The 26,545-nt window shown below is 38.3% G+C and carries 22 protein-coding genes, 1 tRNA gene and 1 riboswitch; of the genes, 6 read left to right on the forward strand and 17 right to left on the reverse strand.

Going from position 1 to position 26,545, the window contains the following annotated elements; genetic code table 11:
- Positions 1-68: 68 nt before the first annotated feature.
- Complete coding sequence (locus ACFX4G_RS04105) at positions 69-1,403, forward strand: cytochrome ubiquinol oxidase subunit I (RefSeq protein ID WP_013059553.1); 1,335 nt, start codon at positions 69-71, stop codon at positions 1,401-1,403.
- A gap of 15 nt (positions 1,404-1,418) precedes the next feature.
- Positions 1,419-2,456: a cytochrome d ubiquinol oxidase subunit II gene (locus ACFX4G_RS04110; protein WP_016765774.1), complete on the forward strand. Its 1,038-nt coding sequence runs from the start codon at positions 1,419-1,421 to the stop codon at positions 2,454-2,456.
- A 30-nt stretch (positions 2,457-2,486) separates the two neighbouring features.
- On the opposite strand, the gene ACFX4G_RS04115 is transcribed toward ACFX4G_RS04110, so the two are convergent.
- Genes ACFX4G_RS04115 through ACFX4G_RS04125 form a run of 3 tightly spaced genes read right to left on the reverse strand, consistent with a single transcriptional unit; the run spans position 2,487 to position 4,052 of the window.
- Entirely contained in the window at positions 2,487-2,945 is a 459-nt protein-coding gene (locus ACFX4G_RS04115; protein ID WP_230183005.1) for a flavodoxin, read from the reverse strand.
- Between the two features lie 15 nt (positions 2,946-2,960).
- A complete protein-coding gene (locus ACFX4G_RS04120; RefSeq protein WP_230183004.1) occupies positions 2,961-3,716 on the reverse strand; it encodes a hypothetical protein in 756 nt (251 codons plus the stop codon).
- A gap of 54 nt (positions 3,717-3,770) precedes the next feature.
- Positions 3,771-4,052 carry a DUF2325 domain-containing protein gene (locus tag ACFX4G_RS04125; RefSeq protein ID WP_013059557.1) on the reverse strand — a complete coding sequence of 94 codons (282 nt, stop codon included), beginning with the start codon at positions 4,050-4,052 and terminating at the stop codon, positions 3,771-3,773.
- A 207-nt stretch (positions 4,053-4,259) separates the two neighbouring features.
- Between ACFX4G_RS04125 and ACFX4G_RS04130 the strand changes: the two genes are divergently transcribed.
- Together ACFX4G_RS04130 and ACFX4G_RS04135 are read left to right on the forward strand one after the other, a co-directional pair.
- Entirely contained in the window at positions 4,260-4,418 is a 159-nt protein-coding gene (locus tag ACFX4G_RS04130; RefSeq protein ID WP_013059558.1) for a DUF1540 domain-containing protein, read from the forward strand.
- 66 nt (positions 4,419-4,484) lie between these two features.
- Entirely contained in the window at positions 4,485-4,688 is a 204-nt protein-coding gene (locus tag ACFX4G_RS04135) for a hypothetical protein (RefSeq protein ID WP_013059559.1), read from the forward strand.
- A gap of 29 nt (positions 4,689-4,717) precedes the next feature.
- On the opposite strand, the gene ACFX4G_RS04140 is transcribed toward ACFX4G_RS04135, so the two are convergent.
- From ACFX4G_RS04140 to ACFX4G_RS04175, 8 genes are all read right to left on the reverse strand, one after another.
- Positions 4,718-5,761 (reverse strand): ribonucleotide-diphosphate reductase subunit beta, encoded by a 1,044-nt coding sequence (locus tag ACFX4G_RS04140; protein WP_013059560.1) that lies wholly within the window; start codon positions 5,759-5,761, stop codon positions 4,718-4,720.
- A 16-nt stretch (positions 5,762-5,777) separates the two neighbouring features.
- Positions 5,778-8,021, reverse strand: coding sequence for a ribonucleoside-diphosphate reductase subunit alpha (locus ACFX4G_RS04145; RefSeq protein WP_377572911.1), 2,244 nt, complete (start codon positions 8,019-8,021; stop codon positions 5,778-5,780).
- Positions 8,022-8,154: 133 nt separating this feature from the next.
- Positions 8,155-8,340: riboswitch (cobalamin riboswitch) on the reverse strand.
- 280 nt (positions 8,341-8,620) lie between these two features.
- The gene (gene menC, locus ACFX4G_RS04150) at positions 8,621-9,724 is read right to left on the reverse strand and encodes an o-succinylbenzoate synthase (protein WP_097824717.1); all 1,104 of its coding nucleotides are present in this window, start codon (positions 9,722-9,724) and stop codon (positions 8,621-8,623) included.
- A 3-nt stretch (positions 9,725-9,727) separates the two neighbouring features.
- A complete protein-coding gene (locus tag ACFX4G_RS04155) occupies positions 9,728-11,191 on the reverse strand; it encodes an o-succinylbenzoate--CoA ligase (RefSeq protein WP_097824718.1) in 1,464 nt (487 codons plus the stop codon).
- Positions 11,192-11,273: 82 nt separating this feature from the next.
- On the reverse strand, positions 11,274-12,092 hold the full coding sequence (gene menB, locus ACFX4G_RS04160; protein ID WP_377572914.1) for a 1,4-dihydroxy-2-naphthoyl-CoA synthase: 819 nt from the start codon (positions 12,090-12,092) through the stop codon (positions 11,274-11,276).
- Positions 12,093-12,108: 16 nt separating this feature from the next.
- The gene (menH, locus tag ACFX4G_RS04165; protein ID WP_377572916.1) at positions 12,109-12,918 is read right to left on the reverse strand and encodes a 2-succinyl-6-hydroxy-2,4-cyclohexadiene-1-carboxylate synthase; all 810 of its coding nucleotides are present in this window, start codon (positions 12,916-12,918) and stop codon (positions 12,109-12,111) included.
- Positions 12,919-12,921: 3 nt separating this feature from the next.
- Positions 12,922-14,676: a 2-succinyl-5-enolpyruvyl-6-hydroxy-3-cyclohexene-1-carboxylic-acid synthase gene (gene menD / locus ACFX4G_RS04170; protein WP_097824720.1), complete on the reverse strand. Its 1,755-nt coding sequence runs from the start codon at positions 14,674-14,676 to the stop codon at positions 12,922-12,924.
- On the reverse strand, positions 14,663-16,084 hold the full coding sequence (locus ACFX4G_RS04175; RefSeq protein WP_097824721.1) for an isochorismate synthase: 1,422 nt from the start codon (positions 16,082-16,084) through the stop codon (positions 14,663-14,665). The genes menD and ACFX4G_RS04175 overlap by 14 nt, the downstream gene beginning before the upstream one ends.
- Positions 16,085-16,436: 352 nt before the next feature.
- On the opposite strand from ACFX4G_RS04175, the gene ACFX4G_RS04180 reads away from it, so the two are divergent.
- Complete coding sequence (locus ACFX4G_RS04180; protein ID WP_097824722.1) at positions 16,437-17,189, forward strand: TraR/DksA C4-type zinc finger protein; 753 nt, start codon at positions 16,437-16,439, stop codon at positions 17,187-17,189.
- A gap of 94 nt (positions 17,190-17,283) precedes the next feature.
- Entirely contained in the window at positions 17,284-18,081 is a 798-nt protein-coding gene (locus ACFX4G_RS04185) for a TIGR00266 family protein (protein WP_013059569.1), read from the forward strand.
- 38 nt (positions 18,082-18,119) lie between these two features.
- On the opposite strand, the gene ACFX4G_RS04190 is transcribed toward ACFX4G_RS04185, so the two are convergent.
- The 6 genes from ACFX4G_RS04190 to ACFX4G_RS04215 all read right to left on the reverse strand — a co-directional run bounded on the left by ACFX4G_RS04190 (position 18,120) and on the right by ACFX4G_RS04215 (position 26,448).
- Positions 18,120-20,531 (reverse strand): glycogen/starch/alpha-glucan phosphorylase, encoded by a 2,412-nt coding sequence (locus ACFX4G_RS04190; RefSeq protein ID WP_016765785.1) that lies wholly within the window; start codon positions 20,529-20,531, stop codon positions 18,120-18,122.
- A 13-nt stretch (positions 20,532-20,544) separates the two neighbouring features.
- Entirely contained in the window at positions 20,545-21,975 is a 1,431-nt protein-coding gene (gene glgA, locus ACFX4G_RS04195) for a glycogen synthase GlgA (RefSeq protein ID WP_097824723.1), read from the reverse strand.
- Positions 21,972-22,997 (reverse strand): glucose-1-phosphate adenylyltransferase family protein, encoded by a 1,026-nt coding sequence (locus ACFX4G_RS04200; RefSeq protein ID WP_025750736.1) that lies wholly within the window; start codon positions 22,995-22,997, stop codon positions 21,972-21,974. The genes glgA and ACFX4G_RS04200 overlap by 4 nt, the downstream gene beginning before the upstream one ends.
- 22 nt (positions 22,998-23,019) lie before the next feature.
- On the reverse strand, positions 23,020-24,171 hold the full coding sequence (locus tag ACFX4G_RS04205; RefSeq protein WP_016765788.1) for a glucose-1-phosphate adenylyltransferase: 1,152 nt from the start codon (positions 24,169-24,171) through the stop codon (positions 23,020-23,022).
- Positions 24,122-26,083 (reverse strand): 1,4-alpha-glucan branching protein GlgB, encoded by a 1,962-nt coding sequence (gene glgB / locus ACFX4G_RS04210; protein WP_043975848.1) that lies wholly within the window; start codon positions 26,081-26,083, stop codon positions 24,122-24,124. Before glgB ends, ACFX4G_RS04205 begins: the two co-directional genes overlap by 50 nt.
- Positions 26,084-26,376: 293 nt before the next feature.
- A tRNA-Glu gene (locus ACFX4G_RS04215) sits at positions 26,377-26,448 on the reverse strand.
- Positions 26,449-26,545 lie beyond the last annotated feature (97 nt).

Genomic DNA, 26,545 nt, shown 5'->3' on the forward strand with positions numbered 1-26,545 from the left:
TGCATAAAGCGTGGTAAAAAGTGGACAATAAGGTTTATCAATACTTTACTGGAAAGGTTGAAAAATGAATGGATCATTTAGTTACTGCACGTTCAATGTTTGGTCTGAACATGGGAGTACATATCATTTTTGCCACTCTTGGCGTCGGCATTCCTCTCATGATTTTATTGGCTGAAATTCTTTACTACAAAACAAAAGATAAAGATTATGAACTTATGGCACAGCGTTGGACAAAAGGAGCTGCTGTGCTGCTTGGAGTCGCCATTCCTACGGGAACGATTGCTGGTGTACAATTAGCGTTGCTTTGGCCAGGTTTTATGGAAATCGTAGGAAAAGTGATGGCTCTTCCCTTTCAAATTGAAATTTATGCTTTCTTTATTGAGGCTCTGTTTCTCTCTATTTACGTATACGCAGCGGACCGTATTTCTCGAAAAATGAGGATTATCAGTCTAATTTTAGTAGCAATAGGCGCTCTTGCCTCTGCCGTTTTAATTACAAACGTGCACGCATTTGAAGGAACACCTGCTGGCTTTCGAATTTTAAATGGCGAAATTGTAAGCGTAGATCCTTGGGCAGCTTTCTTTAATCCGAGTTTCTTTGTAACGTCCGGTCACGTAGCCGTTTCTGCTTATACAACCGGAGGCTTTGTCATTGCTTCAGTCGCTGCCTTTAAAATGCTTCGTGCGCGAAAACATAATCCAAGAGAATATAAATTTCATCATAAAGCGCTGATGATGGGATTAGTAATCGGCGGGATTTTTTCTTTTGTAACAGCTTTGAATGGACATGAATCTATGCAAAAAGTATACGAATATCAACCCGAAAAACTTGCAGCAGCTGAAGGTCTATTTGAAACGCAAGATCATGCGCCATTAGCTTTAGGTGGATTCACAGATGAAAAAGAACAGCGCGTCAAGTATGGAATTGAGTTTCCATGGATGCTCAGCTTCTTGTCGGGTAATAGCTTTAATACAGTGATTACTGGACTTAATGACTTCCCTAGGGATTATTGGCCACCGCTTTTTGTGCATACCTTGTTTAACGGTATGGTCATTATCGGATCGATTTTAATTTTAGTGGCGCTAGTGGGCGTTGTTTGGTACAAGTTTTTAAAGAAGAAAAGCTTCCCTAAAATTTTCATGTGGGCATTTGTCGCAACGGGCCCTCTCGCGATCATGGGCATTGAATTCGGATGGATTTTCGCATGTACCGGAAGACAGCCCTGGGTCATTTACCGCATCATGCGTACATCAGAAGCAGTTACCACTTCTGCTAATTTGCATATTTTATTTTTTTTATTTTTGCTTGTTTATATCGTACTCGTGGCCGCAGTCGCCCTTGTACTGGTGTTTTATTTCAGAAGAAATCCGCTTTCTAAAGAGCTTGCTGCGCAAGCAGATTAAAAAGGATGTGAGAATATGGGTGATTCATTACTAGCAATTACTGTAATATGGGGCTTCATTTTTATCTATGCCGTAATGGGAACGATGGACTTTGGAGCTGGCTTTTGGTCGATGGTATATATTAATCGTACGAAAACAAATGCTACAGATGTAGCAAACAGATATCTATCACCTACTTGGGAAGTAACCAATGTATTTATCGTTGCGATTGTTGTTGCGCTGTTTAGTTTTTTTCCTCGAGCTACATTTACGCTTGGCACAGTGTTACTAATACCCGGAAGTATCATTTTACTTCTCTTATCTATTCGAAGCGGATTTTTAGTGTTTTCACACTATGCTAGCAGCTTCAAATATCGGAGAGCGTTGGTTTATATATCCGGTATATCCGGCGTGTTAATTCCTGCTTTTTTAATCGCTGTACTGCCAGTAAGTCAAGGTGGGTTTATTGATATAATTGATGGCACGCAGCAATTAAACTTAGCAAAAGTATTTTCAAGTCCGCACGTCTATTCATTTATCGGATTTGCCATAAGCTCTTCGCTGTTTCTATCGTCTCTGTTATTAGCAGATTACTCGAAGTCATCTGACGAAATGGAAGCTTATGCGGTCTATCGGCGTGATGCGCTCATTACAGGACCTCTTTCCCTGCTAATGGCTATCTTTATTATGATTACAATGCAATCAGAAGCAAGCTGGTTATATGATAAAATGATGCAGTTTAAGCCCCTTCTTTACGGATCTGTAGGTCTATTTGTAGTAGCTGGTATTGCTCTGCTGCTACCTTCTCAAAAAGGAAAAGGCATGCCTCGTTTAGCCGTGGTATCCATTATCCTTCAATATTTCTTAGCAAGTTACGTATACGGACGAAGTCATTTACCTTATGTTGTCTATCCAAACGTAACGATTGAGAATGGATTTACACATCCCGATGCGTTTCATTCTTTATTTATTGTGTATATTGTTGGTTTTGCTATTTTATTTCCTGGATTCTTTTATTTCTGGCGTCTATTTATGAAAGATAATAAAGAATACAGCAAAAAGAAGCCATATTAAAAAAACCGGTCAGCACTTGACCGGGTTTTCTTATGAAGCAGCAGATTTTGCTACTATTTCAGCAAAACCTTTAGCAAATACCTTACATTTTTCTACATCTTCTCCAAAGGGGGAGAGCTCGATTTTCAAACCGGGAACGGCTATATTTCCGTTACGTCTCTTTATTTTTTCTTCAATTAAATCAACTGCTCCGCAAAAAACATCATATGATGAATCACCTGAGCCAAATACAGCCATCTGCTTTTGACTGAGATCTATATCATCCATTTCATCATAAAGATCTAAAAAATCATCTGGTAGCTCTCCATCTCCCCACGTATAAGCTCCAAAGATAATAGATTCTGCAGATACAAGGTCAGAAGCATCAATGTCATATACTTCTGCTCGTTTCACATGCAATCCATGCTTGACTAATTCTTCTTCGATCAAATCGGCTATCGCTTCCGTGTTACCTGACATACTCGCATAAGCTAGTAAGATTTCCTTCATGTAAATGACGCTCCTTTACACCAGCAGTGTCGGCCGCATATCCCCTTCTTCAGCGCATTCTCGTTGAAGAGGACAGTTTTCACACTCACTGGATGCATAATTCTTTTGAAAATGTTTTGGTTCCATTAACACACTTTTGACAATATGTAGTTGAAGTATGGCTTTTTGATAATCGTCTGGGGCAATATGATAAGTTGTTGTTTCTCCAGTTAATAATGAATAAAAACGAATTTGTTCAGGAACCTTTTTAAAAGCTTGTTTCGAAAAAACGATAATAAAGTCTTTCATTGCGTTTTTCACTTCTTCATGGTCATCTAGAATGAATTTTGTCACCGTATAAGACTTCTCTGTCCATGCAGCAAAATCGATGGTTAGAGAAAGGTTGCTTTGAATTTCTTCTACATAAACGCTGTATTTCTCAAACACAAAAAGCGGCAGTTCCACATGTGCTTTCTTTCCTAAAAACCTTAGTAAATAATCGCTTACTTTAGCTAACACATCATAATAGTGAACGGGTGATGAAAACATATTTGGCTTTAGGCGCCAATATTTTTCAATAAGCTGTAAAACATAGAGGTTTGAGCGATACTCAACTGGCTTGCTATAGTATGTTTTAATGATTTGATGGACAGTTACTTGAACGAGCTGTTTCCAATCTATAGATGTTTTTTTCAAAAGAAGCTGCTGCTGATAAAATTTGTACGGACATCGAATAAATTGTTCAATGTGGTCGTTAGAGAGTGTCTTTATATGCACTTTTATCGGTTCCACCTATGTCTCACCACCCTAATTGAAATTCATTCTCAATAATAAATAAAAATTAAATCATGAAATTTGCTCAATCACTTTACGAATAGCACTCCATGAATGTTTGACGAAATAAATCGGTTTTTTTTGTTTTTTTGCTTTCTCTTTAATGACTTTTGCCATATTGTGATTAATAAAATCCGTAATAACTAATACAAACCCAATATGTTCGGGTATTTCTCGCTTCACCATATTGCTTTTACGGCCATCTAAATGAATTACTTCATTAAATCCTTCTCCCGCTAAACGATCTGTAATATGCTTTAACCTGTCTCCTCCTACAACCATAACTGATGACATGTTTGTTCCCTCCCAATTAATTATTCATTTAATGATTTGCCAACAACTTGTATTCTTTACTATATACACAGTTTAATTGAGAATGATTCTCTTTGTCAATGTTTAATTGATAAAAATTCTCAATTAAAATGAAAGTCTACCACCTTTCTTATAAGTTAGTGGAATTTTGACCATACTATAGCTATCACATACAAAGGAGGGTTAACGTTGGAACAAAACATTCTTTGTGAAGTAAATAACTGTCACTTTTGGAAAAATGGAAATCACTGCAGCGCAGAAGAAATTTACGTGGTAAGTCATAGCGGAAAACATGCAGCAAGCAGTTATGAAACAGACTGTAAAACGTTCAAGCCAACTGAAGCGTAACCCGCAAAAGGACAGCCTCTGGGTTGTCTTTTTTCTCTCTTCAAGAGCATAAAAAAGGAGACCACTATGAAAACTGAACAACTGATTCATTTTTTTAAAGAAGAAGCAATAAAAGCAAATGAACAAACCTTTCCAATCTATGTACAATCGTTTACTCATTTATGGACATATAAATGGGGAACACTTGAAAACATTCCAGAAGAAATTGATGACTTAATTACCACACGTGCGCTAGAACTTGGACTTATTCACTTAAAAAAAGCTGACTAATCAATAAGGAAATTAGTCAGCTTTTGTATTTATAGATCATCAAATCCATTCGCATCTGATGCTTTTGTATATTGTCTTGATTTCTGTTCAAAGAAATCCGTTTTCCCTAAATCTACCTCTTGATAAGCAATAATCCAACGAAGAGGATTTTCAATCGGTGCTTCTGGGAAAGCAGCTCGGCCGAAGCCTAATTGATTACAGCGTTTATTAGCCATGTATTCAATATACTGCTGCAGTTCTTTCATCGTGATGCCGTCGAATTTTTCTCCGATAACAGATTCCGCCCATTCAATTTCAAGACGAGCTGCCTCTTGGAACGTTTCAACTACAAACGTTTCTAGCTCCTCCGTACGATAAGCTGGATTTTCATTTAGTACTTCCTTGAAAATCTTTTCAAATAACCCAACGTGAAGCTGTTCATCACGATTGATATAGTTAATCATCGTAGATGTCGCCACCATCTTTTGATTTCTCGCAAGATTATAGAAGAAAGCAAATCCGCTATAGAAGAAAAGGCCTTCTAAAATAACATCATATACCATAGACTTCAAAAAGTTTTCAACCGTTGCTTCTTCGCTAAATGCTTTATATCCGTTTGTAATAAAGTCATTTCGAGCGCGAAGCTTTTCGTCTGTGCGCCAGTATTCAAATACTTCATCTTGTTTTCCTTTTGGTACAAGACTTGATAAAACATATGAATACGAATGATTATGAACCACTTCTTGCTGCGCTAAAATAATCATTAGAGCATTAATCGAAGAATCGGTTACATAGTCAGCTACTTTGCTAGCATAATCTGATTGAATACTGTCCAGTAGCGCCAGCAAGCCAATAATTTTCAAAAAGCTCTCTTGTTCGTCAGCCGTTAACTGAGGGAACTGCTTAATATCTTGACCCATATTAATTTCAAACGGCGTCCAGAAGTTAGCTAGCATACGTTTGTATTTAGGGAACGCCCATGAAAATCGGACGTCATCCCAGTTTAGAATATTTGAGCTCTTGCCGTTAATGATTCCTGTCGAACGGTTCGGAGCTGTTTCGTTCATTAATTCTCGTTTTAACATGCTTGTCATCAATTATTCACTCCTTTTAACTATGACAGCTTTCACATTCTTCAATGACTTCACTTGATGTTGAACGTACGTAGTAGGTCGTTTTTAACTTTTCTTTCCATGCCGTCATATGAAGATCCAGTAGCTCTTTTGCTCGGATATCATTTTGCACATATAAGTTGAATGAAATGGATTGATCAATATGGCGCTGGCGCTTGGCGTTTTGCTTAATGCTCCAGTGCTGATCAATTAAATAAACGGACTTATAATACCAGTTTGTTGCTGGTGATAAATCTGGTGCCGTCACCGGGATTTTATAGTTTTTCTTTTCCTCTGAATAAAACTTACGGAAAATCGGATCAATACTTGCAGTAGAACCCGCGATAATAGATGTTGATGAATTAGGTGCTACAGCCATTAAGTAGCCATTTCTTATCCCATTGCTTTGAACTTCATTACGCAGTTCACTCCACGCTTCGCTTGTGTATTTACGTGTTTCAAAATAAGCGCCTGACTCAAAATCTGAGCCTTTAAATAATGGATATGCACCTTTTTCTTTAGCTAAGTTCATGCTTGCCTGTACGGTTAAGTAAGCAATTTGCTCGTACAATTCATCGCAATATGCTACCGCTTCATCTGTTTCCCATGCTATTTTCTTTAAGGCAAGCAGATGGTTCCAACCAAATGTGCCAAGTCCTACTGCGCGGTACTTTTGATTTGTTAGTTTTGCTTGAAGTACTGGCAAATCATTTAACTCAATAACGTTATCAAGCATGCGTACTTGAATTGGAATTAAACGTTCAAGCACATCTTCAGTTACGGCTCTCGCTAAGTTGATAGAAGAAAGATTACATACAACAAAATCGCCCGGATTCTTTGTAATAATAATTTTTCCGTCTTCCGTAATTTCCTCTGTTACGACCGTTGTGCTTTGGTTTTGCGTAATTTCTGTACATAAGTTGCTGCAGTAGATCATGCCCTCGTGGCGGTTTTGATTAGCTCGGTTAACCGTATCACGATAAAACATATAAGGCGTTCCGGTTTCAAGCTGGGAAAGCATAATGCGCTTGAAGATTTCAATAGCAGGTACTGTTTCTCTTGAAAGCTGTTCATTATTTGCACACTCAGCGTAACGAGTGCGGAACGAACCGCTGCCTTCTTCTTCATCATAAAAATCTTCTAACGAGTAGCCCATCAGCGTACGAACTTCGTGAGGATCGAATAAGTGCCAGTCTTCACGTGCCTCTACTTTTTCCATAAACAAATCTGGCAAACATACGCCAGTGAATAAATCATGCGTGCGCTGACGTTCGTCACCATTGTTCAAACGCGCGTCTAAGAATGAAAAGATGTCTTTGTGCCATACGTCTAAATATACGGCAATAGCTCCTTGTCGTTGACCTAGCTGATCGACACTTACAGCCGTATTATTTAGCTGTTTCATCCATGGAATTGTTCCTGATGATACGCCTTTAAAACCTTTTATATCACTTCCTCGGCTTCTAATATGACCGAGGTAGACACCAATTCCGCCTCCATTTTTACTAAGCGTGGCCAAATCTGTATTGCTATCATAAATACCGCGTAAGCTGTCATCAATCGTATCAATAAAGCAGCTAGATAGCTGTCCGTAGCTCTTTCCTGCGTTTGAAAGTGTTGGTGTGGCAACCGTCATATATAGACTAGACAGCGCCCAGTACGCTTCTTTTACTAATGCTGTTCGATTTTCTTTCTTTTCTTGAGACATCAGCGTCATAGCAATGATAAGAAAACGTTCTTGCGGTAATTCGTATACGCGCTTATCATGTGATGTCGCTAAATAGCGATCTGCTAATGTCAACAATCCAATGTATGTAAATAAACGATCGCGTTCAGGAATAATGACTGAAGCAATTTCATTAATTTCTTCTTCTGTATATGTTTTTAATAGCTGCTTATTATAAATGCCGATTTTTGTTAGTTCTTGAATAAGCTGATAAAACGACCCGTATTTCTCTTTTTTATCGTAACCTCGGTTGTCCGCAGCTTTTCGATATAGTTCGTTTAAGTAGACGTCTGCCGCTACGTACGTCCAATCGGGTTCTTCCATTGAAATACGCTCTAAGGCTGCCAAAATTAGGACGTTTGCAACCTTTTCGTCCGTCATATTTTCCTTTACTGTAACAGTTTGAATAACCTTTTCCTCATAAAAAGAAAAATCAAGCTGCGTAAATTCTTTTTTTAAACGTTCAATATATGCAGTTAATTCATGTAGAATTGTAGGCTTTAATGTATTCACCATAAATATGGCTCCTCTCTTCACTTCAAAATAAAAAATCGCTCACCGTACCTCGGTGAGCGAATAGAACGAAGATAGAAGAAGACACTAAGTCTTTTCTCAATCCTCGCTCTACCCTCTCACCTCCCGAAGAAGATAAAACGACATAAAAAAGGCAGGTCTCCTGACTTATGCTTCTTTTTACTTTAAGGCCTTCCCATGATGTTTACTCACAGTGGATTTCCTTATTTCATCAGCATTCACAGTTGCGGGGACAGCTTTGGATTTTCACCAAATTCCCTTTTAAGTCTTTTTATCAGACACCTTTTTCACTGGAAAACACAAAATATAGTATTTTATTATGGATTTCAAAACAACATATTGTGTTATGTTATAAACACATTATATAGGACAACTTAGAAAACTATCAACCTATTTTCAAAAATAATTTTGTTTTTTACGATAAAACTCTTCGACTTTTTTCATCAAACTATTCCATCATAACATGTTTTGACACGCTTGATGGAACAATGTGCTCTTTTTAAAAAATTTGTCCTATTTTTCTACTAAACATTGACAACCTCAATAAAAAAAACCGTTTTTCATCAAAAAACGGTTGTTAATTATTTGTATTCTTTTTCAAATGCTGTGATTGTTTTGATAAACTTTTTATCAATATCGTATCCTATCCCCGGTTTTCCCTTCACCTTTATTACTCCGGCTTCTACCTCTACTTCGGGCTTAATAATATCTTTTTCCCAATAGCGAGACGACGCAGAAATATCACCTGGTATCGTGAAAGAAGGCAGTGTGGCAAGGGCAAGGTTATGAGCTCGTGAAATCCCTGCTTCTAACATTCCTCCAACCCAAAGTTTTACACCATGCTGGGCGCATAAATTATGAATTTGCTTTGCTACGGACATTCCGCCAACTCGCCCGATTTTCACATTGATAATCTTACAGCTTTCTTGTTCGATTGCATGACGTGCATCTTCATAGCTCACAATACTTTCATCTAAGCAAATTGGCGTCTTTATTTGCTTTTGTAACAATCGATGATCAAGGATATCATCAGAACTTAACGGCTGTTCGATCATCATTAAATTCAATTCATCTAGTTTCTTCAATGAATCACTATCGCTTAACGTATAGGCCGAATTGGCATCAGCCATAAGAGGAATGCTTGGAAATTCATCTCGAATTTGTTTCAGTAGCTCATAGTCAGCACCCGGCTTAATTTTCACTTTAAAGCGCTTATAGCCATCTTTCATGTAAGTCTTTATTTGTTCTTTCATTACAGAAATGTCATTTAAGCCAACTACCACTCCAGCTTCTACAGCAGGCCTTACTCCGCCAATTACTTCAGATAACGGCTTATTTTGCCGCTTTGCATACAAATCCCATACAGCACAGTCCAAAGCTGCTTTAGCCATGTTATTTCGCTTTAGAGGTTTGAATAGCTTTTGAACATCCTCTGGTTTTTGAAGCTGCTGATGAAGAAGCGAGGGAATTAAAAAATCGTCTAACATATGAAAACACGTCTGAATCGTTTCTTCCGTATACCAAGGAGATGAAAAAGCAACGACTTCTCCCCACCCCGTAAATCCTTTTTCATCTTCTACTTCAAGCAAAATAAATTCTCGATCCTGCACTGTACCATAGCTTGTTGAAAAAGGAGAAAGAAGCTTCATGTCAATTTTATAAAGATGTACTTTTTTTATAATCATCAATTAGCTCCCTTTCTGTATGAAAGATGATAGCTTCCGGCGTATGATTTTATTAGAAGCCGTTCGCGGCAACTCCTCTACTCGAACGAAATACTTTGGAAGTTTGTACTTTGCTAAAAATTGTTGAATGTGTAAAGATAATTCTTCATCTGAAACGTCTTCGTTTACAACAACACATGCAGCTGGCACTTGTCCCCATTTTTCATCAGCTACTCCCGTTACACCGGCCTCTTTAACAGCGGGATGCTTCAACAAAACATTTTCAATTTCAGCTGGATATACATTTTCTCCACCTGAAATAATAAGGTCTGAACGTCTGTCTAACACATATAGAAAGCCTTCTTCATCCACTTTCCCGATATCTCCTGTATAGAACCAGCCTTGTTGAATTGCTTTTTCAGTAGCTTCTGGTTTATTTAAATATCCTTTTGTAACATTTGGACCTTTAACAATGATTTCTCCTGCTTCGCTGGTCTCATTTCCTTTTTCATCTACAATTTTCATTGCACATGGAAATAATGGTTTACCTGCTGATCCCAGTTTTCGCAAACTATCTTCAGGTGAAAGCGTAACGAACTGTGAAGATGTTTCTGTCATTCCATACGTTTGATAAACAGGAATTTCTTTATTCACACAAGCCTCTAAAATAGTAAGCGGTGCAGGTCCTCCTCCTAAAAGCATGCATCGAAACGTATGCGGATATTTCCGTTCCCCTAACTCATCGAGCATGTTGGACAGCATGGACGTGACAACCGAAATAATCGTTACCTCTTTGTTTTCAATCGCTTCATTTACTGCTCTTGCTTCAAACCGTTCTTCTAAAATGATTTTCATTCCGTAAAAGACGCTCCGCATTAAAATAGATAAGCCGCTAATATGAAACAAAGGAACCGCTATAAGCCAGCAGTCTTTTTCATTTAATCCTAAATTAAGCGCTGAGCCAACGGAACTCCACCAGTGATTTCCATATGTCTGCAGCACTCCTTTTGGATGACCTGTTGTTCCAGACGTATACATAATGGTGAATGTGTCCTCGAGATTCCACGTTTTTTGAAAACCCGTTTCTGCTTCTGGAGAACTTTTTAAAGCAGGTAAAGTAAGCTGAGTAATGGAACTTTGGAATTCTCTCATTAAAAATGTTTCATCCGCAATAAGCAACGATACGTTTGCATCTGTTAGCTGATAATTAATTTCTTCGTTTGTCAAACGCGTGTTGACGAGCAGCAACCGGGCGCCAATATAAGAAACCGCATGTAAAATCTCAATAAACTCCACTCTATTTTTCATGTATAAAGCAATGGTATCGCCTTGCTTTACACCGTTAAACGAAAGCTGCTGTGCTACTTTTTGAACACGTTTATGAAGCTCTTGAAACGTAAGAGACGTTTGCGGTGTTTCTACCGCCACTCGATTTGGCGTCAAATATGCTCTTTGCATAAGCCCATTAGGAATCGTTTGGCTACTCATGAATTTCTCTCCTTTTTATACTTATTAACTAAATTAAATTGAAAAAACAGCCTGATGATAATCACCAAGCTGTTTCAGCTGTTTAAGGGAAACGTGGGAACTGTTGGAAGTCTGGATTGCGTTTTTCCTTAAATGCATCGCGACCTTCTTTTGCCTCATCGGTTGTGTAATAAAGAAGCGTTGCGTCACCCGCAAATTGCTGGATACCAGCTAAGCCATCCGTATCAGCATTAAATGCTGCTTTTAAGAAACGAAGAGCGGTTGGACTTTTTTCTAACATCTCTTCACACCATTGAATTGTTTCAGCTTCAAGCTGTTCTAATGGAACGACCGTGTTTACTAATCCCATGTCTAGTGCTTCTTGAGCGTTGTACTGACGGCATAAGAACCAGATCTCACGCGCTTTCTTATGACCTACGATGCGAGCTAAGTAACCAGAGCCATATCCTGCATCGAAGCTTCCCACTTTAGGACCTGTTTGTCCAAAGACTGCGTTATCCGCTGCAATTGTTAAGTCACATACAACATGAAGAACGTGGCCTCCGCCAATTGCATAGCCTGATACCATCGCAACAACCGGCTTTGGAATTACGCGAATTAAACGCTGTAAATCCAGAACGTTTAGACGTGGAATTTCATCTTCTCCTACATAGCCGCCGTGGCCGCGAACTTTTTGGTCTCCGCCTGAGCAAAATGCTTTATCTCCAGCACCTGCTAATACAATTACTCCAATACTTGCATCGTCACGAGCATAAGCAAATGCATCGATCAATTCCATTACAGTTTTTGGACGGAATGCATTGTGCACTTCCGGACGGTTAATCGTAATTTTAGCGATTCCGTTATATGTTTCGTATAAAATGTCTTCATACTGACGTGCTGATGTCCATTCAACTCTCATCTTTATTTCCTCCTAATTATGTAGTAGCTAAGAACTCACTTACTATTCTACCAAAAATCTCGGGTTGTTCCACGTGAATTGCATGGCCTGTCCCTAAAATAATTCTAGAAGTAGCATTTGGTATTAATGTTTGCATTTCTTTGGAAATTAAACAAAACTTTTGATCTACTTCTCCTGTAATAAGCAAAACCGGCATCAACAGATCGTCCAGCTTCTCCCAAAGGGACGGCTGGACTCCTGTTCCCATTCCTTTCAAACTGTTGGAAAGGCCGATTGCTGTATGCGAAAGTCTTTCTTTACGCACCGCTTCTTGAACATGGCTAGGCAATTGCTTTTGAGAACTAAAAAGAGGAATTCCCTCCCAAAAGTTCACAAACTTTTCAATTCCATTTTTCATAATGCGGCTCGCCAGCTGTTCATCTTTTTCTTTTCTTAGCTTTTGTTCTTCTCGCGTTTTTAAACCAGGCGATGCGCTTTCTAATACCAACTTTTTCACATGCTGTGGATATCGCTGAGCAAATGAAAGAGCAAGCCTTCCTCCCATCGAATATCCAACTACATTCACCTGTGATAAAGATAGCTGTTGAAGAAGCTCATGCAGTGCTTCAACAACTGCTTCCATTGAATATGGTTTGATTTCTTTCGGAGCTGCTGATTGGCCATGACCAATAATATCAACAGCAATTACCTGATAGTCTTTAGCGAATTTCTTCATAAAGGTACGCCAAGTTTGAGAAGAGCCGGTAAAGCCGTGAAGCAGAAGCAGCGGCTCTCCTTTTCCCTCGGTGTGCACATAGTAAGATACACCACTTAATTGATACATCATTGCCTATTCCTCACCGTTTGACAAATTTATTTCCTCGGAAACAAGTTTCCACAAACTGCGATGAGTCTCTACATTTTCTGTACGAGTTGTACGAATCTCTACAACATGCAATCCGCCTTTTGTGAAAGCATGGTTCATTGCATGTCGAAATTCTTCCCAGCTGCTTGCTGAAGAAAATGTGCCATCATACAGACGAGTGGCATGCTCAAAGTTTAATCCAGTTGGCGTACCGAATAGAAATTCAAAGTGCTTTTCTTGTTTTGACTGCGGTAAAAATGAAAAAATTCCTCCGCCGTCATTGTTAACTAGCACAACGGTTAAATTTAAATTATGCATTTTAGCTGCCAGCAGACCATTTAAATCGTGATAAAACGATAAGTCACCAATAAATAAAACGGTGTGATCGTAAGCCGTGCTTACGCCTAGAGCAGACGAAACTACACCATCAATTCCATTTGCGCCCCGATTTACAAAGAGTGGAATATCTTTTTCCGTATTTAAGAAGAAAGAATCAATATCTCGAACAGGCATTGAATTTCCAGCAAACAAAGCCGTGCCTTCAGGTACTACATCAACAATTTCTTGAACTACTTGTCCTTCGAACCATTCCTGGCCGGAAGTTAATGTTCTCAGAGCCTGTGCAGTTTGAGCATTAATCTTTTTCCACAGACTCAGCCATGAAGTAGACTCCTCTTGATTCGCTGAAAGACGCTTGATCAGTTCTTCACAAAATAATGTCTCATCAGCTTCAATCATCACTGTCGAACGTAAAGTAGGGTCTCTCCAGCCTTTACCTTGGTCAACTACAAACATTTCTGTCGGCTCGTGGGCTTTCAAAAATTGCAATAGCGGTTTCGATACCGGCATCGCGCCAAAACGAATGACAACTTCCGGATAAAAACGCTCATCAACCTTATCACTTTTTAAAAATGTATCATATGTCTCTATTACATTTTCTTTTGAATGCTTGCCGCTTCTTAATTGTGATAACGGATCTGCGATCACTGGAAAGCTTAAAGATTCAGCTAAACGGCATACGCTGTCTGCTGCTTTTAAAGACATTTGATCTCCGCATATAATAAGTCCTTTTGTTGTTCCCTCTAAGCGCTTCGCAATTTCTTCGAAACCTTTTTCAGATAGAGATGCTTCTCCATGAATAGCAGACACATATGATTTACCGCGTTTCCCTTGACTCCATAAATCTTCAATAGATAAATCTGGTACAATCGGTTCACGTAAAGGTACGTTAATGTGTACAGGACCGCTCGGTATAGCTTGAGCTGTATGAACAGCCCTTGAAGCTACTGTTCGAATATAACGATTCATATCTGCACTTTCTTCTGGTAAAGCTGTATCTACAAACCACTTCGCATATTGACCGAAAAGATGATTCTGATTAATGGCCTGCGGGGCACCTATATCCCTTAACTCATGCGGCCGATCGGCTGTGATAACTACTAAAGGAATGCGTGAATAGTGAGCTTCAATTACTGCAGGATAATAATTCGCTGCAGCTGTTCCAGATGTACATACAAGCGCCACTGGTTTTTTCTTTGCTTTTGCTATTCCTAGAGCAAAAAAGCCGGCGGAACGCTCATCAATATTTAAGTGCACATGAATATCAGGGTGCTCAGCCATAAGCATCGCAATAGGCGTTGAACGTGACCCTGGACTGACCACTACTTCTTCAACATTTGCTTCTACTAATTCATCCACGAATGACGCAATATACGTTGTTAATGATTTAATGTGTTCCACGCATAATCCCTCCTAAAGCTGAAAGCATCGGGTTGAATTTAATTCTTGTTTCTTCATATTCACTTTCAGGCTTAGAATCTGCTACAATTCCACAGCCCGCAAATAAAACGGCTTCTTGCTGCTGAATAACAGCGGAGCGGATTCCTACTATAAATTCACCGTTTCCGTTGATATCCATCCATCCTAAAGGAGCTGCATACCACCCTCGGTCAAAGGATTCTAGCTGTCGAATAATAGGCAAGGCCTCCTGTTGAGGATATCCTCCTAGCGCTGGTGTTGGATGGAGCTTTTGAATAAATGAAAATAGCGTTACATCTTCCTTTATACGCCCTTTAACAGGTGTATACAAATGTTGAATATGCTTTGTTTTATATAAACTTGGCGTACTTGGAATTTCTACTTCATAACAATAAGAATTCATCGCTTCTTTAATCATATGAACAACAACATCGTGTTCAATTAAGTTCTTGGGATCTTGAAGCAATTCCTCACCTAGTTCGTGATCTTCCTGCCTTGTCTTTCCTCTTGGAATCGAACCCGCTAAACATGTGGAAAACACATAATCTCCTTGTTTTTGCACTAGCCTTTCTGGGGAAGCGCCGATAAAATGCTGATGCTCTCCCTCTAAAATATATGTGTAGCTAGTTGGCTGTTCCTTTAACAGACGCTGAAGCACGTATTCAGTAGAAATATCTTCATTAAATTTTACTTTTAATTGACGAGCAAGAACTACTTTCTCTATAGCCTGTTGCTTAATTAAAGTAGTAGCTCTTTCAATATTTCCTTTAAATTTCTCTACCCCAATTTCCTCTTTTTCCAACAGCAAAGGTGAAATATGGGATTCCCCGTCGTACTCTTCACAAAGAACAAGTTTTTGGACCTCTTCGAAATAATTGATGTGCTTTTTAACAGAATCTTGTCCTTTAACCATCATATTAACGGTAAGGTATCCTTCTTTGTCTGCCTGAGTATATAACACAGTTGGAATCATAAATTTTGAACTCGGGAAATCACTCCAATAGTTTTCTCGATACTGATTTGGGTCAAATGAAAATCCTCCAAATAAAAGAGGACCTGTCCCATCAGGGGAAATTTGGTTATTTTTATAAAAGTCTTCTTTTATAAAGCGCTTCCATTCATTTTCAATGTGGAAATAACGTTCTTTTGCCGCATTGGTGCAAATAGTATGCGCATATCCTAATCCAACAAATGTATAATAACTGTTGGGATCTTTCCAAAAAAAGCGTTCTTTATAAAACTGGTCATGTCCGTTCGCATAAAAAATAAGGGGGTCAATAGGTCTTACTTTTTTCACTAAACTGACCAATTTTGGCTGATTTTCATTTTTTGCACACTCAATCGCATCTTTAATGTATTCTTGTACTAACTGTTCGGTCGTTGCAATCACACTACGTCCCCCCGTTCATCTTTTTTTCTTAAGTCTGTAACTAACTTATTATAAACTTTCAGTTCAAAAAAATCTAGCATCGCGATTCACGAGAAAAAATTAATTTCGCTTGTCTAAATTATGCCTTTTCATTAAATGAATCAAAAATCTTTATGATCTATTCAGTACTCTTTAGACCTCGAGAACGTTATTTTTATCATACCCTTTTCTATAACCTTTAACTTTCTTTAATTTTCCACTCCTTTTCTCTCTTAGCTTCATGAATATCCCAAATACTCCTAACATGAATCGTGTTTTTTTGAATTTTTAACACATACTACAAAAGCACAATAAATTTTTAAGGGGGAGCTTCATGACACTTTCAAAACAAGAAATCAGTCAGTTAAAACAAAATTTACAGCAGCAGCAGGCTGATATTCAATCGCACTTTGATCAAAATGATCATTTTGGTCTAACTCGAAGCGACGCTCACGATGCTGTAGGAGAACTTTCAAGCTACGATAACCACCCTGGTGACACAGCCACGGAAACATACGAGCGTGAAAAAGACCTTGCACTAAATGAACATGCAAAACAAGAGCTACATGAAATAGAAGAAGCACTTCAGGCAATCGCTCACAGCACGTATGGAACGTGCAAAGTATGTGGAGAAGATATCTCGTTTGAAAGACTTCAGGCTGTACCAACTACTTTATACTGTAGAGAACATAGCCCATCACAGGATATTCCAAAGCACAGACCTGTAGAAGAAAATGTTCTCCATCACCCATTTGGTCAATACGACTATGACGATACCGAAACAACAGGATATGACGCAGAAGATTCTTGGCAAGACGTTGCGCGTTACGGGACGTCTGAATCTCCTTCTGATTTTATAGAAGATACGTCTAACTATAGTGAAACCTATATTGAGGCAGATGAAGCTATTGGGTACGTTGAAGATTATGAAAACTTTGCCGCTACCGATTTATATGGACAGCCTCTTCCTATTTACCCTTCAAAAGAGCATGAGCGATATGAAAATGCACTGGATGAAGAAGGTACGATGACCATATTTGGAGATTTACCAGCCTATGAGAAAGATCCATACACTGAAAAGGAGTAGTTCTTCATACTACTCTTTTTTCTATTTTTAGTAGGAGCTATAGGAGATGACATCGAATGAATAGGAGATTAGAATTAATAATGAGGTGAAAATGATGAATGCACATGAAATTGATTACAAATTGTATGGAGATGACATGCAGTTTGTTGAAATTGAATTAGATCCTTCAGAAAGTGTTATAGCAGAAGCTGGAGGAATGATGATGATGGAAGATGATATTGAGATGGAAACCATTTTTGGTGACGGTTCTTCTTCCAACAGCAGCGGGCTGTTTAATAAACTCAAAGGAGCTGGGAAACGCGTATTAACTGGTGAAAGTTTATTTATGACGGTATATACAAATAACGGATATCACAAACGAAAAGTATCTTTCGCTTCACCTTTTCCAGGCAAGATTATTCCTGTCGATTTAGAGCAGCTCGATCATAAAATCATTTGTCAAAAGAGCTCCTTTTTATGCGCTGCCAAAGGCGTATCCGTTGGCATTGATTTTCAAAAAAAACTAGGAACGGGCTTCTTTGGCGGTGAAGGTTTTATTATGCAAAAATTAGAAGGTAATGGCTTGGCATTTTTGCATGCAGGCGGAACCATTCATAAAAGACAGCTGCAGCCGGGTGAACGCCTTCGTGTGGATACTGGATGTTTAGTAGCCATGACCCGTGATGTAAACTACAACATCGAATATGTAGGGAAAATTAAAACAGCTCTGTTTGGAGGGGAAGGCATGTTTTTTGCTACTCTGTCAGGACCGGGAACAGTTTGGATTCAATCTCTTCCTTTTAGCAGACTAGCCGATCGCGTTTTATCAAGTGCAGTTTCCCCAACGGGAGGTAAAGGTGAAGGCAGTATCCTTGGTTCTTTAGGTGATTTCTTAAACGGTGACAACAGATAAAATAGAAAAGGTGTAGTCTTTGACTACACCTTTTCTATTTATTGATTTAATAAATTTTTAGTGGAATGAATTCCCCAAATATCAGATGCATATTCCTCAATCGTTCGATCACTAGAAAAAAAGCCGGAGTGTGCAATGTTCGTCGCACTCATTTGAAGCCATTTATTTTCATTTCTATAAGCTTCGTTTACTTTTTGCTGTGCCGTAACGTATGAGTCAAAGTCACGGAGTACATAGTATTCATCATTTTGCATTAATAATGAATCATATATAGGCTCGAATAAGTCATATGTGTCAGGCAGGAAGCCGTTGGTAAGCTGCTCGAGCACTTGTCGAATCCGCTTATCATGATGGTAGTAATCATAGGCACGGTATCCTCCATTTTGCTGATAGCTCAACACTTCTTCGGCTTTTAATCCAAAAATAAAGACATTATCTTTTCCTACTGCCTCGCTAATTTCGACGTTCGCTCCGTCCATCGTGCCAAGAGTTAACGCTCCGTTCATCATGAATTTCATATTTCCAGTTCCCGAAGCTTCTTTGCTGGCGGTTGAAATCTGTTCACTGACATCCGCTGCAGGAAAGATATACTCAGCAAGTGACACACGATAGTTTTCTAAAAAAACGACTTTTAAAAACGGTGATGTTTGTGGATCATTATTGACAACATCAGCTACAGAGTTAATTAGCTTGATGACTTTTTTTGCATAATAATAGCCGGGAGAAGCTTTCGCACCAAAAATAAATGTACGAGGAACGATTTGAAAATTAGGGTCTTCTTTTAATCGATTGTACAAATACATAATGTGCAGCACATTTAAAAGCTGCCTTTTGTAAGCATGAAGCCTTTTAACCTGTACATCAAAAATAGAATTAGAATCTATTTTAATTCCCGTTTGCTCTTGAATAATATCCGCAAGCAGCTTTTTACGCTGTTGTTTTACTGTTTTTAGTCCTTGTAAAAAACTTGGATCTTCCACGTACTCTTGGAGCTTTATAAGAGAATGCGGCTGTTTAATCCATTTATCTCCTATCACCTCGGTAATAAGGGAGGAAAGCTGTGGGTTAGCTTTTAACAACCAGCGCCGGTGGGTAATTCCGTTCGTTTTATTGTTAAATTTAGCAGGATAAAACTGATAAAAATCTTTCATTTCTCGTTCTTTTAAAATATCAGTATGAATCTTTGCCACACCGTTTACTTTATAACTTCCCACAATTGCTAAATGAGCCATCTTTACTAACCCGTGCGCTAAAATAGCCATATTTTCAATCCGCTGCCAGTCCCCTGGATATGATTCCCATAATTCTTTACAAAAGCGCTCATTAATTTCTTCAATAATCATATACACGCGTGGAAGCAAGGGTTGAAATAAATCAATCGGCCATTTCTCAAGGGCTTCAGAAAGAGTCGTATGATTTGTGTATGATATGGTATTGGACGTAATATGCCATGCATCTTCCCATTCCATTTTTTCTTCATCCAGTAAAATTCTCATTAGCTCAGGAATCGCAAGTACAGGATGAGTATCGTTAATATGAATGGCTACTTTTTCGTGAAAGTTTGTAAGTGTTTGATAGGTATTTCGATGTGCTCTGATAATACTTTGTAAGCTAGCTGATACAAGAAAATATTGCTGTTTCAATCTTAATATTTTACCATCTTCATGTGTATCATCTGGATATAAAAATTCTGATACAGCCTCTGTTTGACGCTTATACTCCATCACATCTTTATGTACTGGAAATGATGAAGGCTCCGCATTCCAAAGGCGAAGTGTATTCACTGTATCTGTTTTATACCCGATAACCGGGATGTCATAAGGAACAGCAGAGACGGGTTCTCCTTTTACATGACGAAAAGAGAATTTTTCGTCTTCCTGTACCATTTCAACTTCGCCCCAAAAGTTCACTTCTATGGCTTGATCTAATTTACGTACTTCCCATGAATTCCCATGCCTTAACCACTGTTCTGGGAGCTCAATTTGAAAGCCGTTTACAATCTTTTGATCAAACAAACCGTGTTTATAGCGAATCCCATAACCGTGGCCAGGAAGATTAAGTGAAGCAAGAGAATCTAAAAAACAAGCAGCAAGCCTGCCTAATCCGCCGTTTCCTAATCCTGCGTCTACTTCTATCTCTTCAATATTTTCAAGTGAAATATTCAGATCACTTAATCCTTCTTTTACAACTTCCCGAATTCCTAAGTTCAACAGATTTTGACCCAATAGTCTGCCTAGTAAAAATTCGATAGAAAGATAATACACTTGCTTTGTATGTGAAGACCTATGAATTTCATTGGTTGAAATCCAATCGCTGCTAATATACTCTCGCACCATATTTCCTAATGTATGATAGTGATCTTGAACAGTAGATTCTTTAAAGCTCTTTCCATATGTCATTTCCAGCTTTTTCAAAAAAGCCTCTTGAAAGCTTTTTTTATCAGAGAACAATCTGCTCACCCTTTCACGATGGAGTAGATGTCAAATTTGAATACAATTGATTATATTTAAATGCCGATTGCCCCCAGCTATAATCCTGACTCATAGCATCCATCATTAATTTTTTCCATACATCTTTCTGGTGATAAAATGAAACAGCTCTTTCTAACGTATGAAGCATGTCATGAGCATTATAATTCTTAAAAGAGAAGCCATTTCCCTCTCCGCTATATTCATTATAAGCTTTGACCGTGTCATTCAGGCCGCCCGTTTCACGCACGACTGGAATGGTTCCATATTTTAAGGCTATTAATTGTCCGAGTCCGCAAGGCTCAAAACGGGAAGGCATTAAAAATAAATCCGTACCAGCATAGACTTTATGAGCAAGTTCCTCATTAAAACCAATAATAGCTTTTACTTGTTGCGGGTACGTATCTTCCATCTCACGGAAAAACTGCTCAAACTCGTATTCTCCAGTTCCTAAAATAACAATTTGGGCTCCTAAGTTAACCGTCTCATGGAAAACGTGCTTAACTAAATCCAATCCCTTCTGCTGAGTTAACCTTGTAACCATCGAAATAATTGGAACATCCTTATTTTCTTCTAATTCAAGATAGCGCTGGAGCTCTTTTTTATTTTTATATTTTCCTTCAATCTTTTCTACCGAATAAGGATAAGATATAAGCTGATCTGCGTCTGGGCTATAAGCTTCTTCATCGATTCCATTTACAATCCCAATTAAATCTTGATTTCGCTGACGCAATAATCCATCTAAACTTTCTCCGTAATATGGCATTTGAATTTCATCTCGATATGTAGGACTTACCGTGGTAATTTTATCAGCTGATACAAGCGCAGCTTTCATAAAATTAATATTCCCATAAAACTCGAGCTGGCTTGTAGTAAAATAATATTCATTTAAATTTAATAACTCATATAAATTGCTCTTAGGGAAGATTCCTTGGAATTGTAAGTTATGAATCGTAAAGACCGTCTGAATATGATCATACATATCATAATTAGCACGAAGTAAAAATGGAATCATAGCCGTATGCCAGTCGTGACAATGAATAATATCAGGCTCATTCTCTAAAAATGGGATAGCTTCAAGCACAGCTCTGCTGAAAAAAGCAAATCGTTCAGCGTCATCATAGTGTCCATATAAGCTATCTCTTTTAAAATAATATTCATTATCAATGAAAATATATTTAACGCCATCCATCGTTAACGATTCAATTCCGCAGTACTGTCTTCTCCACCCAACCTGCACATGAATAACTTTTTCAAGCACCATTTCATCTTGATAATGTTGAGGAATCGTTCCGTACTTTGGCATGACTACACATACGTTCGTTCCTAACTTTTTTAATTCTTTAGGCAGGGCACCGGCTACGTCTGCTAATCCTCCTGTTTTAATAAAAGGTACACATTCTGATACAGCAAATAATACATTCACGACTTCATCAACGCTCCTTGAGTTGTTCCTTTAGCAATGACTCTAGGTAATCCTGACTCACCTAGCAACGTTTCATTACTTCCTATTTTCACATCTTTGTCTAAAACAACATTTTCTAATACACTATTTTCTAAAATAACGCCTTTTTGCATCACAATGCTATTCTTAACGACCGTACCTTTTCCAATTTTAACGCCTCGGAAGATAATACTATTTTCCACATGCCCTTCAATCACGCACCCGTTTGCGATCATTGAATTTTTCACAACCGCTTTTTTTGCGTAACGAGTAGGCGGTTCATCTTTTACTTTAGTGAAAACAGGACGTTCGTTAATAAATAGCTGCTTCCAAACATCTGGAGATAAAATTTCCATACTTGTTTTATAGTAGGCATCTAAGCTAGAAATCTCAGCCGTATATCCATGGTGCTCATACTTTTCTACACGATGAGATTGTGCCATATATCGAACCATTTCTTTAATCGTATAAAAATCATGGGATTCATTTTGCAAAATATTAACTAGAATAGATTTATTAATAATATACATATTAAGCGATTTATCACCCTGCTTCATTTCAGTAATATCTGCATTTGAAGCAATGTGACGTTGCAACACGTGCTCAAAGTCAACTGTACATATCGTATAACTATTCGCAATTAATACGTATTCCTGCTTACTTCTTAAGAAATAATCAATATGATAACGGAACTGCGTGAATAGTGATGGACTTTCTAAGTGTAAATCACTTGTCATAGGAGGGAAGATAAACAATCCATCTCGCTTCCGATCCAAATCCCACTCTTTTCCTGAACCTATATGATCCATCAATGCGCGATAGCGATCACGAGGAAAAATGGCAACGCTCGAAATTCCAGAGTTCACCATATTAGAAAGCGTAAAATCGATTAATCGATAGCGTCCTGCAAAAGGAATGGCAGCAATCGATCTATAAAAGGTTAAAGGCTGTAGCGCTGTTGTGTTTGTACAAGCATCAATAATACCAAGCATTTGATTATTCAATGTCGTTCATCCTCTCTGTTCGTTAAATGCATTTAGCAACTGATTCAATCAATTCTTGAGTAACAAGAATTACTTCTTCGCTTCCTTTGGTCGGTCGAATAATAGTACCGTCTGGAACTTCAATATCCGATGGGACAATAGCGTTTTCAATATATACGTTAGAACCTATCTTTGCAGTAGGCATGACAACCGTTTTCTTGACTTCAGAACCTGAGCCGATTTGTACACCTGGAAATAACACGGACTGCTCTACGTTTCCTTCAACAACGCACCCTTCATTTACTAATGACTCCACCACGCAGGCGTTTGGCGCGATATATTGAGGAGGCTGATTAGGGTTAACAGAGTATACTTTCCATGAAGAGTCAAATAAATTAAGCTCGTCTTTATCACATAACAAATCCATATTCGCTTCCCACAAGCTTTTTACAGTTCCTACATCTTTCCAATAACCTTGGAATGGGTATGCAATTAGCTTTTTCTTTTCGTCTAGTAAAAGCGGAATAACATCTTTACCAAAATCATGGCTTGAATATGGATTGCGTGCATCCATTTCTAAATATTCTTTTAAAATACTCCATTTAAAAATATAAATCCCCATGGAAGCTAGATTGTTTTTAGGACGCTGAGGCTTTTCATCGAACTCCATTACGTCTAGGTCACTATTTGTATTTAAAATACCAAAACGGCTCGCTTCCTCCCAAGGTACTTCAATAACAGAAATCGTTACGTCTGCTTCTTTGTTTATATGATAATCAAGCATATTTTCATAGTTCATTTTATAAATGTGATCACCTGATAGAATCAGTACGTACTCAGGATCATACTGTGTTAAATAGTTTAAATTTTCATAAATAGCACTAGCCGTCCCTTTATACCACTTTACTCCATCTGACTCCGCGTATGGAGGCAATACCGTAACGCCACCATTCCGTCGATCCAAGTCCCAAGCGCTTCCAATTCCAATGTATGAATTGAGAACTAGCGGTTGGTATTGTGTTAACACACCTACTGTTTCAATACCTGAATTTGTACAATTACTTAAAGCAAAATCAATAATTCGATACTTACCACCAAATGGTACAGCTGGCTTTGCTAGATTTTTTGTAAGTGAACTTAGCCGACTACCTTTTCCTCCTGCCAATAACATCGCTACGCATTTCTTTTTTAACATGTTGTTTTCTCTCCCCTCGTTTTCTCTTTGCTCGTAGTATACTAATGCCAAACGGCGGAATATTCATTTCAATGCAAAAAGGTTGGCCGTGAAACGATTCATCCACTGATTTTAATGCCTTTTTATTTACAATACCTGAACCGCCGTACACTTCGTCATCACTGTTAATAACTTCAATGTACTCTGTCTCAACTGGAACTCCAACTTTGTAAGAATGATATGGATGCTCAGAAAAATTGCTAACAACTATAAAAATCTCCTGATTTTCTTTCGACTTACGAATAAAAGAGAAAATTTGTTGATGATGGTTGTTAACATCAATCCATTCAAATCCATCTGGATTATGGTCTAATTCATATAAAGGCTTGCTTCTCTTATAAATCTTGATGAGATCCTTCATATATCCGTTAAGATTGCGATGCATATCAAAATCATAAAGCATCCAATCCAACTCCTCTAAATCTTTCCACTCATCAAATTGGCCAAACTCTCCGCCCATAAATAAAAGCTTTTTCCCAGGGTGTGCAAAGAAATATCCATATAGCAGTCGAAGCTGTGCAAACTTGCGCCAGTAATCACCTGGCATTTTATTAAGTAATGATTTTTTCCCATGTACGACTTCATCATGAGAAAGCGGCAAAATAAAGTTTTCGTTAAACGCATACATTAGTGAAAAGGTCATTTTATCGTGAAGATAGGGACGTCTTTCCACGCCAGCTTCCATGTATGTTAAAACGTCATTCATCCATCCCATGTTCCACTTATAATTAAAGCCTAAACCACCCTCATACGTAGGTGCTGTAACAAGCGGCCAGTCCGTTGAATCTTCTGCCATCATTAATATCGTTTCATCAGATTCAAAAACAGCTTCATTCAACTTTTTCAAAAAGCTGACAGCTCCATCATTCACTGCTTTTCCAGAAGAATTTTGCCAATAAAGCATATTGGCTACAGCATCTACTCTAAATCCATCTATATGAAAGTACTCCAACCAAAACAAAGCGTTCGAAATCAGAAAACTTTGGACTTCAGGCTTTCCTAAATCGAAATTAGCTGTTCCCCAAACGTAATTTTCACGATCGGGCTCTTGTTTGTATTCATAAGTAGGTTCTCCATCGAACATATACAGACCATGTTCATCCTTACAAAAATGCCCGGGTACCCAGTCTAAAAGAACCCCTATATTGTTTTGATGACACTCATCTATAAAGTTCATCAACTCTTTAGGTGTACCGTATCGACTGGTAGCAGAATAGTATCCAATTCCTTGATATCCCCAGGATCGGTCGAGCGGATGCTCAATGACTGGTAATAACTCAATATGTGTAAAACCTTGTTCAGCAATATAAGGAATAAGCTCCTGTGCTAATTCACTATATGTATAAAGGCTGCCATCTTCATGAGTCCTCCAAGACCCTGCATGCAGCTCGTAAATACACAGTGGTCTTTCATATATATTTTGCTGTTTTTTCTTTCTACGCCAATATTGATCGTTCCATTTGTACCCATCTAATGAGTAAACAATAGACGCAGTGTTCGGACGCACTTCACTGAAGAAAGCGTATGGATCTGCTTTTAATTTTTTTTGATTGCTTTGTGTGATGATTTCATATTTATAAATAGTCCCTTGTTCTAACTCAGGGATAAATGTCATCCAAATACCTTGTTCATTAACTTTAACCATTGAATGTTGAAAACCGTTCCATTTATTAAAATCACCTACAACGCTTACACTCTTTGCATGAGGTGCCCACACGCAAAATCGTACGCCTTCAATTCCTTCTACCGTTACCTGATGCGCACCGAAAATAGAGTAACTGCGAAATAAGTTTCCTTCGTGATACAAATGAACATCAAATTCAGTAGGCTGAACCGCTAGATTCACTTTTGCCACCCCTTTAACTTCAAACATAATATACGCACATAATATACGCTTCTTACCACTCATTCCCTTTTACAGTAAAAACATAAACCTTTTCTACAAATATAATAGAATAAATGTTCTTTTAAATTGCTCTTTATCCCATACTCTTCATACTTTATTACTTTATGAATAATTCTATATGACATAGGGAAAATCCTGCTTAAAACTTACTTTTTATTCTGAAAATTCATGGTAATTATTCCTAACTATTATTTCTGTTTACTTAATCTTTAAAAAAGCGCAAATAAAAAAGGTTTGCATATATGCAAACCTTTTTGAGATGACCCGTACGGGATTCGAACCCGTGTTACCGCCGTGAAAGGGCGGTGTCTTAACCGCTTGACCAACGGGCCATATTTGAATTTAAAACGACTGGCGGAGAAGGAGGGATTTGAACCCTCGCGCCGCTTACACGACCTACACCCTTAGCAGGGGCGCCTCTTCAGCCAC

This window comes from Priestia sp. YIM B13486, from assembly GCF_042787865.1.
Classification (GTDB): Bacteria; Bacillota; Bacilli; order Bacillales; family Bacillaceae_H; genus Priestia; species Priestia megaterium.